An 18,377-nucleotide genomic window follows, 5' to 3' on the forward strand; every position below is an offset into this window, starting at 1 on the left:
GGGTGCAGGTCATGCGTATACGTGTTCCGAAGCCTGTCCGCGTCGAACGGCCCGTGTTGTCAGAAACCCAGGCTGGCGAGCAGATCGTCGACTTGAGTCTGGTCCTGGACTACGTCGGTACGGCCTTCCGGATTGATCTGCGGACCGTTCAGCAAGGTGTCCGACGTGCTCGATGCCGCCGCCAGCGCCGCCGCTTGCGCCGCGAACTGTTCACGCCGCTCGGGCGCAATGTTCTCGAGCAACACGCCGAGCAATTGCTGCTCGATCAAATGGACGACGTCCGTGATCTTCTTGATCACCTGACCGGTCAGATCCTGGAAATCCTGCGCGAGCATGATTTCGAGTAATTGCTCGTTGGTCGCAACCGTATGCACCGGTACTTGCTGCAAAAAGCCCCGGGTGTCAGCCAGCAAGGTCTTCACTTCCGCCTTTTCGAGCGGCGCGCCATACCATTGCTCCCAGCGTGCGTCGAGCGCCTGTGCGTCGCGCTGCATGGTCTCCTGCAGCGGCTTGGCCAGTTCGATCGCATTCAACGCGCGCTCGGCAGCCTGCTCTGTCATCGTCGCAACGTACTTCAGGCGGTCGCGCGCGTCCGGCACCATCTCGGCGGCGGCTTCCACCTGTTTGTCGAGGCCGAGTTCGCGCATGGAATCGCGCAAGGTCCGTGTCAACTGGCCGATGCGCGCCAGGATGCGGTCGCTCGATGCATCGCCTTCTTGCTCGACGTCAACAAGCGTCTCGTGGTTCGTCATTTCGTTCACGGTCAGCTCCCGGCCTTAGCCATCTTTTCGAGAATCTTCTGCAGCTTCTCATCGAGGGTCGCCGCCGTGAACGGCTTGACCACGTACCCGCTCGCGCCAGCCTGGGCCGCGGCAATGATGTTCTCCTTCTTCGACTCCGCCGTCACCATCAGTACGGGCAGATGGGCAAGCGTGCTGTCGCCGCGGATCTGCTTGAGCATTTCCAGGCCGTCGAGGTTTGGCATGTTCCAGTCGGAGATGACGAAATCGAAACCGCCGCCGCGCAGGCGCGAGAGGCCGGCCGCGCCATCTTCGGCTTCATCGACGTTGGAGAAACCCAGCTCCTTCAGCAGATTTCGCACAATACGGCGCATCGTCGGAAAGTCGTCGACGACCAAAATCTTCATGTTCTTGTCCATCTTCACTGCTCCTTGTATTCCCGTGTTTTCTTGAAGCGGCGCATGACGCCGCATTTTTATCCGAATTCTCTTGGGCGGATTAAACGCGTTGCGTGCGTTCACCCATTGAATTGAGTCGCGCCATCACGCGCCGGGTCATTTCCGCCAGCGGCACAATCTCGCTGACGCCCCCCGTCGCGATAGCCTCGCGCGGCATGCCGAACACCACGCAGCTCGCTTCATCCTGCGCGAAGGTATACGCGCCGGCCTGCTGCATCTCCAGCATGCCCTGCGCGCCGTCACGGCCCATTCCGGTCAGGATCACGCCAAGCACGTTCTTGCCGGCGTTCTGCGCGGCCGATCGAAACAGCACATCCACTGACGGCCTGTGCCGGTTGACCGGCGGGGCATCGGACAGATGCGCCACGTAGTTCGCACCGCTGCGCGCGAGCACCAGATGGGCGTCGCCGGGCGCGATGTACGCATGGCCCGGCAGGACACGCTCGCCATGCTCTGCTTCCTTCACCGCGATCCGGCACAGGCCGTTCAAGCGCTGCGCAAACGACTTCGTGAAGCCCGGCGGCATATGCTGCGCGATCATCACGCCGGGCGCGTCGGGTGGCAGCGGGATCAGCAGTTCGCGGATCGCTTCGGTACCGCCCGTCGATGCCCCGACAATAATCAGCTTCTCGGTACTCACCAGCGGATTGTTCAGGTTGGGCGTGGGTTTCTCGCCAGCGGCCGCGCCGCCGGCGCCATGCGCCGCGTGCACGACGTGAGGCGTCTGCCGCACCCGGGCCCGGGCAGCCGCGCGGATTTTATCGGCGAGCTTCTCGGAATACTCGAGCATGCCGTCGCGAATACCCACGCGCGGTTTCGTCACGAAATCCACCGCGCCCAGTTCCAGCGCGCGCAGCGTGATTTCCGAACCGCGCTCGGTCAGCGACGACACCATCACCACCGGCATGGGCCGAAGCCGCATCAGCTTTTCAAGAAAATCGAGGCCGTCCATGCGCGGCATTTCGACATCGAGCGTCAGTACATCCGGGTTGTGCTGCTTGATGAGCTCACGTGCCACCAGCGGATCAGGCGCCGTTGCGCACACGTGCATGTCGGGCTGCGAGTTGATGATCTCGGTCATCAGGCTGCGTACCAGCGCCGAGTCGTCGACGCACAGCACACTGATCTTCGGTTCCGTACTCCGGGCCATCGTCATGCTTCCTCCGCCGTCTTCGTGCGGACGGTTCGCTGCAGGCCGGCTGCGGCACCGAATAATTCGATGCGGGGTTTATCGGTAGTTGTAGCTTTGGGCCGGCTGAACAGCTCGACACGCTCACGCGCCTTTACAAGCCGTTCGCTACGTGCTTCAGGCGTTTGCCGCGCGAGCACCCGCTCACGCTCGACCACGCTCGGGTCTTGTTGCGTCATGAGTTTCTTGACCATCGCCTGGCCGGTGCGCGGCATGAACGCGACCTTGCGCGGATACATGCCCTGCAAGTCCTCAGCCACGATGCGAATCTTTTCCAGCGCGAGATACCGGCGCACGAACTCCGAATTGCGATCGCCGATATTGATCGTCGTCATGCCAGCCAGCACCGCGCCGCCGCCGAACACTTTCGCTTCGAAGCGTTCGCGCCGGCCGCCGCGCTTGATCATCTCGTTGATCAGCACTTCCATTGCGTACGCGCCGTAGCGCATGGAATCCGAACTGGATTGCGACGCGTCGGAACCGTCGTCCGGAAGCATGAAATGATTCATCCCGCCAATGCCCGCCGAGCGATCGTGAATGCACGCCGCCACGCATGAACCGAGCACCGTGACGAGCACCATGTCCTCGTTCGTCATGTAGAACTCGTTCGGCAGCAGCTTCACGCCCGGAAGCTTGAAGTGGTTGTCGAAGTAGAGATTCGATGCGATCGGCAAGCCGCTCATGCCAGCTCCCCGGCGAGCGTCTTGCCCGCTTTCTTCGCAGCTGCCGCTGCCGTGGCCGCCGCCGCTGCGTCACGCGTCAATCCATAGACGGTCTGGCCGCGCAGCTTGAACGCCTGCGTCACATACGTGAAGTTCTCCGAATGTCCGGCGAACAATAAACCACCGCTTTTCATCAGCGGCTCGAAGCGCGCGAGCACTTGCGCCTGCGTGGGTTTATCGAAGTAGATCATCACGTTGCGGCAGAAGATGGCATCGAACTGGCCGGGCAGGGCGTACTTCGCGTCCGTCAGGTTCAGTTGCTCGAACTTCACCAGCGCGCGTACTTCCGGGCGGATCTTCACCATCCCGGCATGTACGCCTGTGCCTTTCAGGAAAAAACGCTTCAGGCGTTCGCTCCCAAGCGTCTTCACGGAATCGAGCGAATAGACACCCGCGTCGGCCTTCTGCAGGACCTGGCTGTCGATGTCCGTCGCAATCACCGTGCAATGGCGCGCAGCGCTGTCGCCAAGCGTTTCCATCAATGTCATGGCGATGGAATACGGCTCCTCTCCCGTCGACGCCGCCGAGCACCACACCGAGAACGGCTGCGGACGGCTCTTCGCGAACGTCGCGAGGATCGGAAAATGATGCGATTCGCGGAAGAACGCGGTCAGGTTCGTGGTGAGCGCGTTGGTGAACGCTTCCCACTCGTCGCTATCCGGTTGCGCTTCAAGACGGTCGAGATAGATCCGGAACGTATCGATATTGCAGGCGCGCAGGCGTCGCGCGAGACGGCTGTACGCCATGTCGCGTTTGTGCTCGGACAACGAAATCCCCGCGCGCCGGTGAATCAGCTCGCGAATGCGGCCAAAGTCGGCGTTGGTGAATTCGAAGTCGCGTTCCACTTCCGAACCGTTTCTGGTCCGGTCGCGGGGTGTATCGACGGGCGGGCGCGTTGCCATCATCTAGCCTTTGTTCTGCTGGAACGTGCATCGGCTGCATCCCGTACGGGCGTTGCACCGCGTTTCTTCGACAACCACCCAGCCCCTTGCCTTGCGCCCGGTTCGCGCACTTCGATGAAATGCTCGTCAGGGAGCGCGATGCAATGGGCCGGCATGGTCGTCTGATACTGCTTTAAAAAGTTTCCCAGTCGCCGGACACGGCAACCGCAGCCTTCGCGGCGGGCGCTTTCGCGGCCGGTATTGCCGGTGTTGCCGGTGTTGCCGCGGCTGAAGCGGCGGGAGCCGGTGAGGCGATAAGCTTATTAACGGCGCGATTAGCCGTGACGTTAGGCCGTGCAGCAACTTTAATCGCCGGGCTGGCGTGCGGCCGGGCGATGACCTTCGGCTCAAGTCGGGCGCGCGGGTCGGCGGAGGGCGCGTCGCTGCTGACTTGCCAGTGGCTGACCACGTCCTTCAACTTGCGTGTCTGCTCTTCAAGCGACGCCGCTGCGGCTGCAGCCTGTTCAACCAGTGCCGCGTTCTGCTGCGTGACTTCGTCCATCTGTCCGACGGCGCGGCTCACCTGTTCAATGCCTTGCGACTGCTCGTCCGACGCGGCGCTGATCTCGCCCATGATGTCGGTGACGCGGCGCACGGCCTGCACGATTTCGTCCATCGTCTCGCCGGCGCGGCCAACCAGCACGGAGCCGCTTTCGATCTTCGCGGCGGAGTCGCCGATCAGCGACTTGATCTCTTTCGCCGCTGCCGCGCTGCGTTGCGCGAGGCTTCGCACTTCGCCGGCGACAACCGCAAAACCGCGCCCTTCCTCACCCGCCCGCGCCGCTTCCACGGCCGCGTTCAGCGCGAGAATATTGGTCTGGAATGCAATGCCCTCAATCACGCCGATGATGTCGACCACCTTGCTCGAACTCGATGAAATCGCGCTCATGGTGCCGACCACCTGCTCCACCACCTGACCGCCCCGCGACGCAATATCCGACGCGTTGACGGCCAGTTGCGAAGCCTGGCGCGCGTTCTCGGCGTTCTGCTTCACAGTGCTGGTGAGCTGCTCCATGCTCGACGCCGTTTCCTGCAGCGACGCCGCCTGTTCTTCCGTGCGCTGCGAGAGATCCGTGTTGCCGCTCGCAATTTCCCGCGCGCCGACATCGATGGATTCCGCACCGTGATGCACCGACCCGACCATCGTGGTCAGGTTCGTTCGCATCCGCTCGATGCCGGCAAACAACCGGCCGATCTCGTTGGTCTTGTCCGTGTGCGCCGACTTCGTCAGATCGCCTTGAGCGATGCGCTCGAAGTGATCGACAGCGTCGTTGATCGGTTGCACGATCATGCCGCCCAGCGCGACGCGCGTGCCAATCAGCGTGAGCACGGCCAGCACCATCACGCCAACGATCACCTCGATCAGCAGCGTAATGCTCGCCGCCGCGTCCGCGCGCAACTGCTCGGCATGCTTCTGCGTCAAGTCGGACGTGATAGCTGTCGCTGCGTCGAGGGCGATGAACATCGGGCTGATCCTGGTGTCCGCAATGGCGTGATACGCGGCCATGTCGCCGGCGCGCATCGCCGCGAACTCCGGTTCGACGCCGTCATGCATCAGCGCGTCACGTTTCGCCACGATATCGTCCAGTGCGGCTTGTGGCAGCATCGGCTTTGGCGTCGACAAGAACAGCTTCCAGCTCTCGTTCGACTTGTCGAGCAGGAACTGCCCGCGCTCGAGCACCTTCTTGGCTTCATCAGCGTTGTTCGCTTCGGTCAACCCGCGAACGCGGTCGAGCGCCACGCGTGAGCGCAGCAGGTTCGACGACGCTTCGTTGAGTGCGCGCATGGACACCATGTCGCTGTCCGCCAGCAGGGAAAGCGAATTGCCCGCCGAGCGCAAGCCGTTCAGCGACAACGCGCTCACCACTGCAGCAAATCCCACGAACAGCAGGCCCACGAGCGTCAGCGTGGTACGAATCGACCAGTTCTTAAGCATGTCTTCTTCCCGACCAGCGTGTTGGTAAGCCAGTTACATAAAGTCTCAAGCGAGTCGCAAGCAGTCTCAAGCAGACACGGCGACGGAGTCGATCAACTCCATCTCCTTGCTCGTCATCAACTTTTCGATGTCCATCAGGATCAGCATCCGGCCGTCGACGGTGCCGAGGCCCGTCAGGTATTCGGTGGTGAGCGTGGCGCCGAATTCCGGCGCCGGCATGACCTGGTCCGCTTGCAGCGTGAGCACGTCGGACACGCCGTCCACCACCATGCCCACCACGCGATGCGCGACGTTCAGGATGATCACGACCGTCTGGTTGTCATACTCCACGCGGCCGAGATTGAACTTGATGCGCATGTCGACGATCGGCACGATAATGCCGCGCAAGTTGATCACGCCCTTGATGAACGCCGGCGCATTTGCAATGCGCGTGACGTTGTCGTAGCCGCGAATTTCCTGCACCTTCAGGATGTCGATGCCGTACTCTTCCGCGCCCAGCGTGAAGACGAGGAACTCCTGTCCTGCCGCTTCTGCCTGGCTGACACGTTGAACGTCACGGCGTTGTGCCGCCGAAGTAATCGATTGGATGTCTGCTGCCACGTTAGCCTCCAAAAATTGGTTGGATGTTCCGACTATCTGCTGTCTGACTAGTGCGTCAGCGCGCCATGCGCCGAGCGGTTTTCACGGTTCAGCGCCGCTACGTCGACGATCAGTGCGACGCTGCCGTCACCCAGGATCGTCGCGGCGGAAATGCCGTGCACCTTGCGGTAATTCGTTTCCAGGTTCTTCACCACCACTTGCTGCTGGCCGACCAGCTCGTCGATCAGCATCGCGAAACGGCGCCCTTCCGACTGGATGATCGTGATGATTCCCTGCGTGGGTTCCGTGCGTGCATCGACCACTTCGAACACCTGGTGCAGCGCGACCAGCGGCAAATACTCGCCCCGCACGCGCACCACGCGCTCGCCGCCGGCGACCGTGTAGATATCGTCGGCAACGGGTTGCAGCGACTCCATCACGAAGTTCAGCGGCAGGATGAAAATCTCGCTGCCCACCTTCACCGACATACCATCGAGAATCGCCAGCGTCAGCGGCAACACGATCCGCGTGGTCGTGCCCTTGCCTTCGCGCGACTGGATCTCGACATGGCCGCCCATCGCCTGGATGTTGCGTTTCACCACGTCCATGCCCACGCCGCGGCCGGAAATGTCCGTGACCTGTTCGGCAGTGGAGAAACCCGGCATGAAGATCAGTTGCCAGACTTCGTCGTCGGACATCTGCTCGCTGACCTGCATGCCCTGCTTGAGCGCCTTCGCAAGAATCTTGTCGCGGCGCAGGCCCGCGCCGTCGTCGCTGACTTCGATCACGATGTTGCCGCCGTGATGCGCCGCCGACAGCACCAGTTGCCCCACCGCCGCCTTGCCCGCCGCCCGGCGCGCTTCCACCGTTTCAATGCCGTGATCAAGCGAGTTGCGCACGAGGTGCGTCAACGGGTCGATGATCCGTTCAATCAGGCTCTTGTCCAGTTCCGTCGCCTGTCCGAACGTGACGAGTTCGACTTCCTTGCCGAGCTTCCCGGCGAGGTCACGCACGAGGCGCGGGAAACGGCTGAAGACGTAGTCCATCGGCATCATGCGGATGGACATCACGGCTTCCTGCAGATCACGCGCATTGCGTTCGAGCTGCGCCATGCCGTTGAACAGGCGGTCGTGCAATGCTGGGTCGAAAGTGCTCGTGGTCTCGGCAAGCATGGCCTGCGTGATCACCAGTTCGCCGACGAGGTTGATCAGTTGATCCACCTTTTCCACGCCGACACGAATGGAACTGCCTTCCGCGGCAGCGGGCGCGGCTGCCGTGCGGGTTTTCTTGTCGCCTTCCGGTGCTTTCGGCGCGTCAGTCGCTTCTGCGACCGCTGCGCTTGCAGGAGCCTTGGCGCGGGACTCGGCGGCAGCAGCAGAAGCTGCCGCCGGTTCCGTCTTCTCAGATGCGGGTGCTTCTGCTGCCACCTCGTTCAACTCTTCCTGCTCTGCAGCGGCTTGCGACCCACCTGCAGGTACCGCATCCGCTGCATTGCCGCGGCTCACCGCGATCTGCGCTTCATCGATCACGAAACAGCACACGGCGACGATATCGTCGGAGGACACATCCGAGTCGAGCCACAGCGTCAAGTCGCCGCCCGACTTCAGTTCCCCGACAACAGTACCCAGGTTTCCAAGCTCCTCGGTCAGCAGAGCCTGGTCCTTCTCTCCTACCCCCCGCAACGTAATCTTCAGATGAGGTCCATCTTGCCCGGCCGGCGTGGCAGGAAGTTCGGTCGCCGGGAAAGCGGTCCACTCACCTTCTTCCTCGACCGCTTCGTTGGCTTGCTCGACTACATGCGGCGGCGGTTCGTTCGGCCCGAGCGCCAGCGCGACTTGCGCGAGATCCTGTGCGATCGCGGCGGACTCGGCGAACGACGGCTCCGCTTCATGCTCCGATTCCGGCTCTGCTACTTCCGCGGCAGCAATGCCATCGGCCGGATCGTTGTCTCGCAAGTATTCAAGCTTGGCGCAAATCGCCTTCGCTGCCGCGGCATCCGGCTCAGCGCTGGCGCGATACGCGCCGAGCTGATCCGACAGCACGTCCTTGGTTTCAAGGAACGTATCGATCATGTCGCGACGCAAGACCAGTTCGTTATTGCGCGCCCGGTCGAGCAACGACTCGAGGATGTGCGTAGTCTCGGTCAGTGCCGAAAACCCGAACGTGGCCGCGCCGCCCTTGATCGAATGCGCCGCGCGAAAGATCGCGCCGAGATCCTCGGGATCGGGGTTCGCCAGATTCAGCGCGAGGAGCAATTGCTCCATATCCGCGAGCAGCTCGTCGGCTTCGTCGAAGAATGTTTGATAGAACTGCGTAATGTCGAGTGTCATGCCTGGGTCACCACCGGATGCCTTGTCTGTCGTCGCTATGCGCGTCGTAAAAGCTAATGTGTTCTTCGTGCCTGATGCTTAGTGCCTGATGCGTCATGCTTCATGCCAAAACCGGTTTGCTTCAGTGCGGGTGCTCCGCTTCCGACAGCGTGGCTACCAGATCGGTCAGCACGTCCGGATCGAACGGCTTTTCGATCCACCCCGTCGCGCCCACCGCACGCGCCGCGGCTTTGAACGGCTCGCCCGATTCGGTCGTCAGCACGAGGATCGGCGTATTCGCATAAGCGCGGTGTCCGCGCAGTTTCCCGATCAGCTCCAGGCCGCTCATTGCCGGCATGTTCTGGTCGGTGATCACCAGATCAAACTGTTCGGCAAGCGCCGCTTCGTAGGCCTCTGCGCCATCCGTGGCCACCGCCACGCGATACCCCGCCGCGACAAACGTCGCCGAGAGGATTTGCCGCATGGCAGCCGAGTCGTCGATAGCCAGAATGTTCTTGATCATGATGTGTGCCGCCCTCTGTCCGATGTTCCTGTCGTGCTCTCGTGCTCTCGTGAGCGTGTTTGATCCTGCCGCTGTCATGGTGCAGCCGTCACGGCGCCGCCGGCTTGGCCGGCAATGCCGGCGCCAGCGGACCGAGGTCGGGCTTGAGCTCTCCCGGACCGCCCGCGTTGCTGGTAATCGTGGTCGCCGGCATGTCCTCGCGTGTCATGGACTCCTCCGACCGGTGGTTCAATACCAGGATGCTGATACGCCGGTTCTCGGGATCGAAAGCATCCTGCTTGTTCAGGTTCTGCGTCGAGGCGAGTCCAAGCACCCGCAACACCTTCGATTCGTCCATGCCGCCCGAGATAAGCTCGCGCCGCGACGCATTCGCGCGATCCGCTGACAACTCCCAGTTGCTGTAGCCCTTTTCACCGCCCGCGTACTGATTGGCGTCGGTGTGCCCCTGCACCACGATCCGGTTCGGCACGTCGTTGAGCGCCTTGCCGATCTCGCGCAGGATGTCGCGCATGTAGGGTTCCACGTTGTTGCTGGAGAGCCCGAACATCGGGCGCTTCTGGGTATCGACGATCTCGATGCGCAGACCCTGTTGTGTCGAATCGATCCGGATCTGCTGCCTGAACTGGCGCAGCACCGGATTCGCTTCGATCGCCGCCATCAGCTTGACCTGCAGGTCGTGCAGACGCGCCTGGTCGCGCCGTTCGAGCTCGCCTTGCGCCGCTTTCAGCGTCTGTTCGTCGAGCCGGTCCACGCGCCGCGTACCGTCGCTCATGCGGGTCGTACCCGGCTCGGGGCTTGAAATATCGCGTCCGCCGCCGTTGATGATGCTGGAGTCCATCCCGCTACGCGGCCCACCCATGATCGCGTTCTTGAGCGGCATGTTGAAATACTCGGCAATCCCCTGCCGCTGCACCGGCGACACCGCGCTCAACAGCCACATCAACAGGAAGAACGCCATCATTGCCGTCATGAAGTCGGCGTACGCCAGCTTCCACGCGCCGCCGTGGTGCGCCTTCTTGTTCGCTATGACGCGCTTGATGAAAATCGGGCGATCTTTGTTGGTCGGCATGGCGGGTTCCGGGCGCTCGGTCGCTGAAGGCGGTTACTTCGCCTTCACGCGGCGCACGTGTTCTTCCAGTTCGGAGAACGACGGACGCTCAGTGGAGAAGAGCACTTTGCGGCCGAACTCGACCGCGATAGCCGGTGCGTAGCCGTTCAGGCTCGCCAGGATCGTCACCTTGATGCACTGGAACATCTTGGTCGACTCGGCCACGCGCTGTTCCGCGACGCTCGCAAGCGGACCGATCAACCCGTAAGAAAGCAAAATGCCGAGGAACGTCCCGACCAGCGCCTGCGCAATCATTTCGCCCAGGATGGCCGGCGGCTGATCGGCGGACGCCATGGTGTGGACCACGCCCATCACGGCCGCGACAATACCGAACGCGGGCATTGCGTCGCCTACCTTGTGCAGCGCGTGTGCAGGGCCTTCGCCTTCCGCGTGATGCGTCTCGATCTCCTCGTCCATGAGGCTTTCGATCTCGAACGCGTTCATGTTGCCGCCGACCATCAGGCGCAAATAATCGGTAAGGAATTCGACGATATGCCGATCCGCCAGGATCTTCGGGTACTGGCCGAAGATCGGGCTTTTGGCCGGATCGTCAATGTCCGACTCCAGCGTCAGCGTGCCCTCTTTGCGTGCTTTTGCGAGCAGCACATAGAGCAGCGCCATCAACTCCATGTACACGTCCTTGTTGTACTTCGAGCCTTTGAAGAGCGTCGGGATCACGCGCAGCGTGGCTTTGATCGTCTTCATGCCGTTGCCGAGGATGAACGCGCCCAGGCCGGCGCCCGCGATCATCAGGATTTCAACCGGCTGGACCAATGCGCCAAGGTGACCGCCTTCCAGCGCATAACCGCCGAAAACGGACAACAGCGTCACTAGTGTTCCGATGAAAATCAGCACAGTCGAGCCCTCATGGTTGCATCGGCGAAACCGCCGTTAAGTGGTTTACGGCAAGCGGCTGGAAAACTTTGAAGGGAAATAGCGGACGGGCGGCCGGCCCGAACACCGGCAACGTCTTTGTTGGCGGTGCATTCAAGCCAGCAAGGTGGTCGGCCGGATGAGGCTGTTTGATCGTTTGCCGGCTTCCAGGGCAAAGCCCGAGGTTTTGCCGGCAAAAAAACCGGGTAAATATGCCGATTCACGGCTTACAAATCGGCAATAAATTGTAAGCAAGCACGAGCGGGTTGGGACCGGACAAACCGCTTCTCAGACCCCGCAGGCTTATCGTCTGACTAACGGCGGACCGGGGAATATCTTTACGCGACGTGCATTTATTTTCATGACCACGGGTTAGCACCAACACAGGAAAGGCATAACCAGCACGCCTGGGCGGTGGCACGGGCATTGCTGTATCTGCCGTCCTGGGCAATGCATCCTGCACCGCGCAATTTGATGACGGACACGCAATCGCTTGCAGCACTTGGGCGTCAGCAATCCGCCGAGCTTCGTAACGGCCGGTGTTGCGGCCTGTAACAAGGTTAAGCGTTTGAAAAATGACTCGTTGATGAAGAGAGTCATCTCGATAATGGACGTAAGGGATAACCCGATTCATTCGGGTCCTATTTTCAGGGGCGGCAGCATAGGCGCTGGCCCGTCTGCCAAGGCTTTACCGGTTTTCGTTTCGGAGACTGTGCGTTGAAGCCCTCACGAACAGGAGAGTCACGTTATGCGTATCGCACAAATTGCACCGTTGCACGAAGCAGTCCCCCCGAAGTTCTACGGCGGCACCGAGCGCGTTGTCTCGTACCTGACGGACGCGCTGGTTGATCTCGGTCACGACGTGACGCTGTTCGCGAGCGGCGATTCGCAGACCAAGGCGACGCTGGAAGCAGCCTGGCCGCGCGCATTGCGCCTCGATCCGTCGATCCGCGACTGGAATGCGCCGCACGCGCTGCTGCTTGAGAATGTCCGCCGCCGCGCGCACGAGTTCGACGTGCTGCACTTCCACCTCGACTACATGCCGTTCTCGGTGTTCTCGCAAATGGACACGCCGTTTGTGACCACGCTGCACGGCCGGCTGGATTTGCCGGAGCTGCAACCGGTGTTCAACGCGTTCCCCGAGGCGTCGGTTGTCTCGATCTCGGATTCGCAACGTGTGCCGCTGCCGCAAGCCGCGTGGCTCAACACGATCTATCACGGATTGCCGCAAAACCTGCTGACGCCGCAAACGCACAAGAAGCCTGAGTACCTGGCGTTCCTGGGTCGTATCTGCCCGGAAAAGCGCGCCGATCTCGCCATCAAGATCGCTGCCCAAAGCGGTCTGCCGCTGAAGATTGCCGCCAAGGTGGACAAGGTCGACCAGGAATACTTCAAGAGCACGATCGAGCCGTTGCTGAGGGAGTCGAAGGCCAGCGTTGAATTCGTTGGCGAGATCAACGAGCAGCAAAAGCCGGAGTTCCTGTCGGGCGCGAAGGCGCTGCTGTTCCCGATCGACTGGTCGGAGCCGTTCGGTCTGGTGATGATCGAGGCCATGGCTTGCGGTACGCCGGTGATTGCGTTCAATCGCGGTTCGGTGCCTGAAGTGATTGACCACGGCGTAACGGGCTACATTTGCGAGGACGTGCAGGGTGCGGTTGGGGCGCTCCAGCGCCTGGGCGAGCTCTCGCGCACCGAAATTCGCGCGCAGTTCGAACGCCGCTTTAGCGCGAAGACCATGGCGCTGAACTATGTCGAGGCTTACACCGCGTTGCTGCAAGCAGCGAAACGCCCGGTACTGCGCCGCGTTGCAGCCGGCTAACTTTCAGCTAATTTTTTTAGCCGCCTGAAGACTGGGCGTTGACTTGATTGGAAACGATGATTGCATCGTTATCTGACACTTTATTGCAAAGCACAAAAAATCCGTCTGAAAGGACGGATTTTTTGTGCTTTGCCTTTCATGCTGACATCTTGCTTCTATTTTTGTCTGCACTATTCGATGCCGCTGCCAAGCGCCTTTACGAATGCGCCTGACTAATCAGGAAGCGCTCACGGTTCTTTCCCGCGATCCATTTCGGTGGTTTGCCGCGCCCGCTCCAGGTGCTGCCAGACTTGGGATCCTGATAGATCGGGGGTAGCGGCTCCTTCTTCGGTGGCCGGCCTCGCCGGACGACCGACAGCCCCAGGTCCTGGGCCGTGAGCCCATACTCCACAATCTTGCGCCGGATATCCGCCAGTACTGCTTCCAGTTCAGCGCGGCGTGCCTCTTCCGCCTGCTCCTGAAGCTTGGCGATCTGCGCTTTGAGCTCAGTGTATTGCGACATTTTCTCAACCCTTTCTAATAGCCCGCGATTATTGGGAAGCGTAACGGCATCGATTAAAAGATGCAACGTTTGAACATGCAATTGCAAAAAGTCCTAATGCGAATGAGAAGAGTCTTGAAACTATAGGGCATTCCTAATAAGAGTTCCCTTAGTTCATGGCGTTTTAACAATTCTTGACAATTAACCTCCGGACTCGGATTACACTGCCTACCCGCCGCAGTGGTCCGTACAAATAGTCATGGTCACGAGCGCCGGAATTGTTTCGGTTTTTTATATACTTTTAGGACTTCGAATCATGCGATTAGGACAGCGCCTCGGCGCAGAAATGTTTGGTACGTTCTGGCTCGTGCTGGGCGGCTGCGGCAGCGCAGTGCTCGCGGCGGGTTACCCTCAACTCGGTATCGGGTTCGCGGGCGTGGCGCTCGCATTCGGCTTGACCGTGCTCACCATGGCCTACGCTATCGGCCATATTTCGGGTTGCCACCTGAACCCGGCGGTGAGCGTCGGTTTGACGGTCGCAGGGCGTTTCCCGGTCCGCGACCTGGTTCCGTACATTGCCGCCCAAGTGGTCGGTGGCGTGATTGGCGCGTATGTCTTGTCGGTGATCGCCAGCGGCGCGCCGGGCTTCGACCTCGTTGCCAGCGGCTTTGCCACCAACGGTTACGGCGATCATTCGCCGGGTCATTACGCCATGATCGCCGCGCTCGTGTGCGAAGTCGTCATGACGTTCTTCTTCCTGTTTGTCATCCTGGGCGCTACCGACAGCCGCGCACCTGCCGGGTTCGCGCCAATCGCCATTGGCCTGTGCCTGACGCTGATCCACCTGATCTCGATTCCGGTCACGAATACCTCGGTGAACCCGGCGCGTTCCACCGGCCCGGCGTTGTTTGTGGGCGGCGCGGCAATGGAACAGCTGTGGCTGTTCTGGGTGGCCCCGATTATCGGCGCGGTCATCGCTGGCGTGGTTTATCCATTGCTGACCGGTGCGAAAAAGCAGGCGCTTGCTGCGGCCTGAATTAAAAAACGGTGAAAGCCGAAAAAACCGGGCGCTCGACGCCCGTTTTTTTAATTGCCCAATTCGTTTGTATCGGGTCCGAATAGCCGATCTATATGAATAATCTGCGACAAATGTAATGACGGCTTACGGTCTGCGGGGGTGTTAAACGTCAATTTACTTATGCCGGGCTCACGAAATGTCCGACAAACGATGGCTGACAGGACTTTGCGGGTATTTACTCCACGGACAAACCCTGACTTCAACTTTCGCCATACTTTCATCTGCTAACAACTCGTCGATACTCGTAAAACGGTCATTGCGTAGATTGGAGTCATGCGACACGCGTCGCCCTAAAAGGAGAACACCATGAAACGCATCGTCACTCATTTGCTGGTGGCCGCCGGTCTTGCAGTGGGAGCGGTTGGCGTCGCGCAGGCTCACACTGATCTCTCCATAGGACTGTCGCTCGGCGAGCCCGGGTATGTGCAGCCCGCACCGGTTTATGTCCAGCCCGCGCCGTTCTATCGCGCGCCGCCGCCCGCCTGGGGTCATCGCGATGACCGCTGGGGCGGTCCGGACCGCGGACGCTGGAACCGCACCGGCTGGGATCACGGCGGCTATGGTCGTGACGGCTGGAATCGTCGAGGATAGGTGACGCTGGTTGTAGAGGTTTGCCAAGGGTTGTTTGAGCAAAGGGAGCGGCCGGTATAGGCGGCTCCCTTTTTCCTTCTGTTCCCTACGTTATTCCCTACGTCCCAGCACCGCGGACGACCGCTGCCGCAATGACCGATTCGGCCCCTTTATTCGTCAGCGCGCGCCGGCGAGGCAAGTTCATCCGTCATGCCGAATAACGCGCGCAGTTGATGCGCGACGCCGGCCTCGAAGTTGTTGCCGGTCCGCGGGACATTCGGCAGGCGTTTTACCAGCGCCGGATTCGCGTTGTTCATCATGAATGGCCGGCCCGCCGTTTCGAGCAGATCGATGTCGTTCATGTTGTCGCCGAAAGCGACGCAATGCGCAGTGTCAATATCGAGCCGGTCCAGCACGAACTGCAATGCCCGTCCCTTCGACACATCCGATGTCATCACCTCCAGGCAATCCGGCATCGAATAAGTAACGTAGATGGAATCGCCGAATTCACGTTCGAGATTCGCCGCAGTCACCTTGAGATCGTCCGGCTCGCCGATATACAGCACCTTCGCAATGTTCTCGCCGTCGTGCGCACGCAGGTCCATTACGTCATAGTCGAAACCCGAGTCCTGATGAAGCACCAGCAATTCAGGTGCGTGGCGGTCGATCAACCAGGCGTCGTCGGCGAAGAGATTCACGATCACGCGCTCGCTTCCCGCCAGATCCGGCTGAACGAGGCGGCGCACCGCCGCTGGAGCGATGTCACGGGCGTAAATACGTTCATTGTCCGGCGCATGAATGCGCGCGCCGTTCGACGTGATCAGGTGAGCGTCAATGCCGAGCACTTCCCGAATCCCGACCACATCGCGATAGTGCCGCCCCGTCGCGATGATGAAACGCACGCCACGCGCTTCCAGCTCGCGGACCGTTTCGACGGTGAACGGGTCGACCTGGTGGTCGTTGTTGAGCAAGGTGCCGTCGAGATCGGTAGCGATGATGGAATACATGGGAAGCGCTTTCCTTTAAGCCGTTAGGAACCTGACATTTTAGCCCCCATGGAGCGATTTTCGGCTCGCAGCCTGGCGAGCCAGTTGCAGCGCGCCTGAAGCGGAGTCCGCTAGCGGCTGGCGTAACCGGCCGCGGAGCTCTTCCGGCACGAATGGCTCCAGTGGCACGGCCAGGCCGCCGCACAGCGCCACCGGCAAAGCGTGATCCAGGTCCAGCGCCGACACCATTTTTTCGATCTCACGCCCCGCGTCCTCCAGCAGACGCGCCGCGAACGGATGGTTTCTGTGCTCGAACACAGTCGGGGCCAGCGTCGCATAACCCGTTTGATTCGCCGCGCACAGCCATACGACGAGGCTGTCCCGATCGGTCGCGTCCGTGCGCTCGAGCAACGCCGCGGACCAGTCGTCGGCGGGCGCCCGACCGTCCAGCACGTGCTGCAAATGGGCGGCCGCCCGCAAACCCAACCAGGCTCCGCTCGCCTCGTCCCCGCTTGGAAAACCATAACCCCCTGCGATCCTGAGCTGACCGCTCGCGTCCAGCGACGCGGCAATGCTGCCCGTTCCCAGCGCCACGATCACGCCCGGCTCGCCTCCGTGCGCGCCGAGCAACGTGGTGAAGGCGTCGCTTTCGACGGCAAGCGCGCATCCATTGGGCGCTGTTGCGTGAAACTGCGCCAGCCACCCCGCGTGATTCACGCCCGCAAGACCGCAGCCAAGCGCGCATGCACGCCACTCGAACGGCAAGCCCGCTGTTTCAAAGGCGCGCACGCACGCCGCTTCGATAGCGTCCCACGCTCTCTCGACGCCGAGCGCCAAGCCTGACGGCCCTCCCGTCGCACGTGCCAATTCAATGCCGTCTGTGTCTGCCAGGACGACGCGCGTACCGCTGCCGCCGCCGTCGACGCCTATCAGGTACTTGTGGGTGTAAGTTGAAGTAGTCATGTCCGCAAGCTTAACGGCACGACCCGCGCGCCGCCACTCAGCCGAATGGGGTATGCGGCGCCACCGCACTGCCTGCGCATCCGGCAAGCTTCTGCCATGAGCCCGCTGATATTGGAGCCGGACATCAGGCCAATGCCTGCAGGGAGCCGCCACGCGACGGCCCACCGGAGAACCAGACCGATCGGCCGACTGTTCTCGCCTTGTCCTTCCGCCTATGCTGATCAAACGCCAACTACGCATTCCCAGAAGCCGACATGACGAACCCGAAAAAAAGCAGCCCGGATAACAGCACGGAGCCCCACCGCTGCGGCTGGGCAACAACCGAAGCACTCGCCCACTATCACGATGAAGAGTGGGGCGTGGCGTCCCATGACGATCGCCATCTGTTCGAAATGCTCGTGCTGGAAGGCGCACAGGCCGGGCTGTCATGGTCCACGATCCTGAACAAGCGGGAGGGTTACCGGGCTCTGTTCCATGACTTCGACATCGACCGGGTGGCCGCTTTCAGCGAAGACGACGCAGCCCGGCTGCTGCTCGATCCCCGCATCATCCGCAATCGCGCAAAGATCTCGGCGGCGGTCGCCAACGCTCGCGCGGTGCAGCGCATCCAGGCGGAACACGGTTCGTTCGCGAATTTTGTGTGGTCGTTCGTCGGCAATACGCCTATCGACACCCCACGCGCAACCTATGCACAAGCACCCGCCTCCAACGAAATCTCCGACGCCATGAGCCGTGCCCTGAAGAAATACGGCTGCAAGTTCATCGGAACAACCATCTGCTACGCGTTCATGCAGGCAACCGGCATGGTCAACGACCATGAGGCTGCCTGTTTCTGCCGGTTCCGCGACAACGCGGCCGTCCCAAGCGAGAATCCGCCAAGCGTCGAACAAATTAGATAATTTGCTCCACTGATTTTCGAAACGTACATTGCGTTTTCGCAACATTTTTCGCGGTTTCATCTCTCATCAGGGAAAATCCTGACGATAGCGGTACCTACGGGGTGAATCACGCTCTGAAGCCTTTACTACAAAGCCTTTACGGGGATTCTGCCCCTGTGCAGGAAGGCGGGCATCATGTCAAAATTGCGGCCAACCGCACATAG

At 61.1% G+C, this 18,377-nt stretch carries 18 protein-coding genes; 4 read left to right on the top strand and 14 right to left on the bottom strand.

Annotation, left to right across the window (positions count from 1 at the left end):
* Positions 1–59: 59 nt before the first annotated feature.
* The 11 genes from cheZ to motA all read right to left on the bottom strand — a co-directional run bounded on the left by cheZ (position 60) and on the right by motA (position 11,360).
* Positions 60–752: a protein phosphatase CheZ gene (cheZ, locus tag AWB69_RS03150; RefSeq protein WP_062082464.1), complete on the bottom strand. Its 693-nt coding sequence runs from the start codon at positions 750–752 to the stop codon at positions 60–62.
* 11 nt (positions 753–763) lie between these two features.
* A complete protein-coding gene (cheY, locus tag AWB69_RS03155; RefSeq protein WP_062082045.1) occupies positions 764–1,159 on the bottom strand; it encodes a chemotaxis response regulator CheY in 396 nt (131 codons plus the stop codon).
* A 79-nt stretch (positions 1,160–1,238) separates the two neighbouring features.
* Positions 1,239–2,348 (bottom strand): protein-glutamate methylesterase/protein-glutamine glutaminase, encoded by a 1,110-nt coding sequence (locus AWB69_RS03160; RefSeq protein WP_062082048.1) that lies wholly within the window; start codon positions 2,346–2,348, stop codon positions 1,239–1,241.
* A gap of 2 nt (positions 2,349–2,350) precedes the next feature.
* Positions 2,351–3,070 (bottom strand): chemoreceptor glutamine deamidase CheD, encoded by a 720-nt coding sequence (cheD, locus tag AWB69_RS03165; protein WP_062082050.1) that lies wholly within the window; start codon positions 3,068–3,070, stop codon positions 2,351–2,353.
* The gene (locus tag AWB69_RS03170; protein WP_062082052.1) at positions 3,067–4,014 is read right to left on the bottom strand and encodes a CheR family methyltransferase; all 948 of its coding nucleotides are present in this window, start codon (positions 4,012–4,014) and stop codon (positions 3,067–3,069) included. The genes cheD and AWB69_RS03170 overlap by 4 nt, the downstream gene beginning before the upstream one ends.
* A 169-nt stretch (positions 4,015–4,183) precedes the next feature.
* The gene (locus AWB69_RS03175) at positions 4,184–5,986 is read right to left on the bottom strand and encodes a methyl-accepting chemotaxis protein (RefSeq protein WP_062082054.1); all 1,803 of its coding nucleotides are present in this window, start codon (positions 5,984–5,986) and stop codon (positions 4,184–4,186) included.
* Between the two features lie 66 nt (positions 5,987–6,052).
* Complete coding sequence (gene cheW / locus AWB69_RS03180; RefSeq protein WP_062082056.1) at positions 6,053–6,586, bottom strand: chemotaxis protein CheW; 534 nt, start codon at positions 6,584–6,586, stop codon at positions 6,053–6,055.
* A 47-nt stretch (positions 6,587–6,633) separates the two neighbouring features.
* The gene (gene cheA, locus AWB69_RS03185) at positions 6,634–8,895 is read right to left on the bottom strand and encodes a chemotaxis protein CheA (RefSeq protein WP_062082058.1); all 2,262 of its coding nucleotides are present in this window, start codon (positions 8,893–8,895) and stop codon (positions 6,634–6,636) included.
* 121 nt (positions 8,896–9,016) lie between these two features.
* A complete protein-coding gene (locus AWB69_RS03190; protein ID WP_062082060.1) occupies positions 9,017–9,397 on the bottom strand; it encodes a response regulator in 381 nt (126 codons plus the stop codon).
* A gap of 88 nt (positions 9,398–9,485) precedes the next feature.
* A complete protein-coding gene (motB, locus tag AWB69_RS03195) occupies positions 9,486–10,466 on the bottom strand; it encodes a flagellar motor protein MotB (RefSeq protein ID WP_062082062.1) in 981 nt (326 codons plus the stop codon).
* Positions 10,467–10,499: 33 nt separating this feature from the next.
* A complete protein-coding gene (gene motA, locus AWB69_RS03200) occupies positions 10,500–11,360 on the bottom strand; it encodes a flagellar motor stator protein MotA (RefSeq protein ID WP_062082064.1) in 861 nt (286 codons plus the stop codon).
* Positions 11,361–12,126: 766 nt separating this feature from the next.
* Here motA and AWB69_RS03205 point away from each other — a divergent pair.
* Positions 12,127–13,197 (top strand): glycosyltransferase family 4 protein, encoded by a 1,071-nt coding sequence (locus AWB69_RS03205; protein WP_062082066.1) that lies wholly within the window; start codon positions 12,127–12,129, stop codon positions 13,195–13,197.
* A gap of 196 nt (positions 13,198–13,393) precedes the next feature.
* Here the strand turns inward: AWB69_RS03205 and AWB69_RS03210 are convergent, their stop codons facing one another.
* Positions 13,394–13,699, bottom strand: coding sequence for an H-NS histone family protein (locus AWB69_RS03210; RefSeq protein WP_062082068.1), 306 nt, complete (start codon positions 13,697–13,699; stop codon positions 13,394–13,396).
* Positions 13,700–13,994: 295 nt separating this feature from the next.
* Between AWB69_RS03210 and aqpZ the strand changes: the two genes are divergently transcribed.
* Positions 13,995–14,714: an aquaporin Z gene (gene aqpZ, locus AWB69_RS03215; protein WP_062082070.1), complete on the top strand. Its 720-nt coding sequence runs from the start codon at positions 13,995–13,997 to the stop codon at positions 14,712–14,714.
* Between the two features lie 348 nt (positions 14,715–15,062).
* Positions 15,063–15,347: a PXPV repeat protein gene (locus AWB69_RS03220; RefSeq protein WP_062082072.1), complete on the top strand. Its 285-nt coding sequence runs from the start codon at positions 15,063–15,065 to the stop codon at positions 15,345–15,347.
* A gap of 149 nt (positions 15,348–15,496) precedes the next feature.
* On the opposite strand, the gene AWB69_RS03225 is transcribed toward AWB69_RS03220, so the two are convergent.
* The gene (locus AWB69_RS03225) at positions 15,497–16,333 is read right to left on the bottom strand and encodes a Cof-type HAD-IIB family hydrolase (RefSeq protein WP_062082074.1); all 837 of its coding nucleotides are present in this window, start codon (positions 16,331–16,333) and stop codon (positions 15,497–15,499) included.
* A gap of 39 nt (positions 16,334–16,372) precedes the next feature.
* A complete protein-coding gene (locus AWB69_RS03230; RefSeq protein ID WP_062082466.1) occupies positions 16,373–17,275 on the bottom strand; it encodes a BadF/BadG/BcrA/BcrD ATPase family protein in 903 nt (300 codons plus the stop codon).
* Positions 17,276–17,529: 254 nt separating this feature from the next.
* On the opposite strand from AWB69_RS03230, the gene AWB69_RS03235 reads away from it, so the two are divergent.
* Positions 17,530–18,174, top strand: a complete 645-nt coding sequence (locus AWB69_RS03235) for a DNA-3-methyladenine glycosylase I (RefSeq protein ID WP_062082076.1) — start codon at positions 17,530–17,532, stop codon at positions 18,172–18,174.
* Positions 18,175–18,377: the final 203 nt, after the last annotated feature.

This window comes from Caballeronia udeis (assembly GCF_001544555.2).
GTDB lineage: Bacteria > Pseudomonadota > Gammaproteobacteria > Burkholderiales > Burkholderiaceae > Caballeronia > Caballeronia udeis.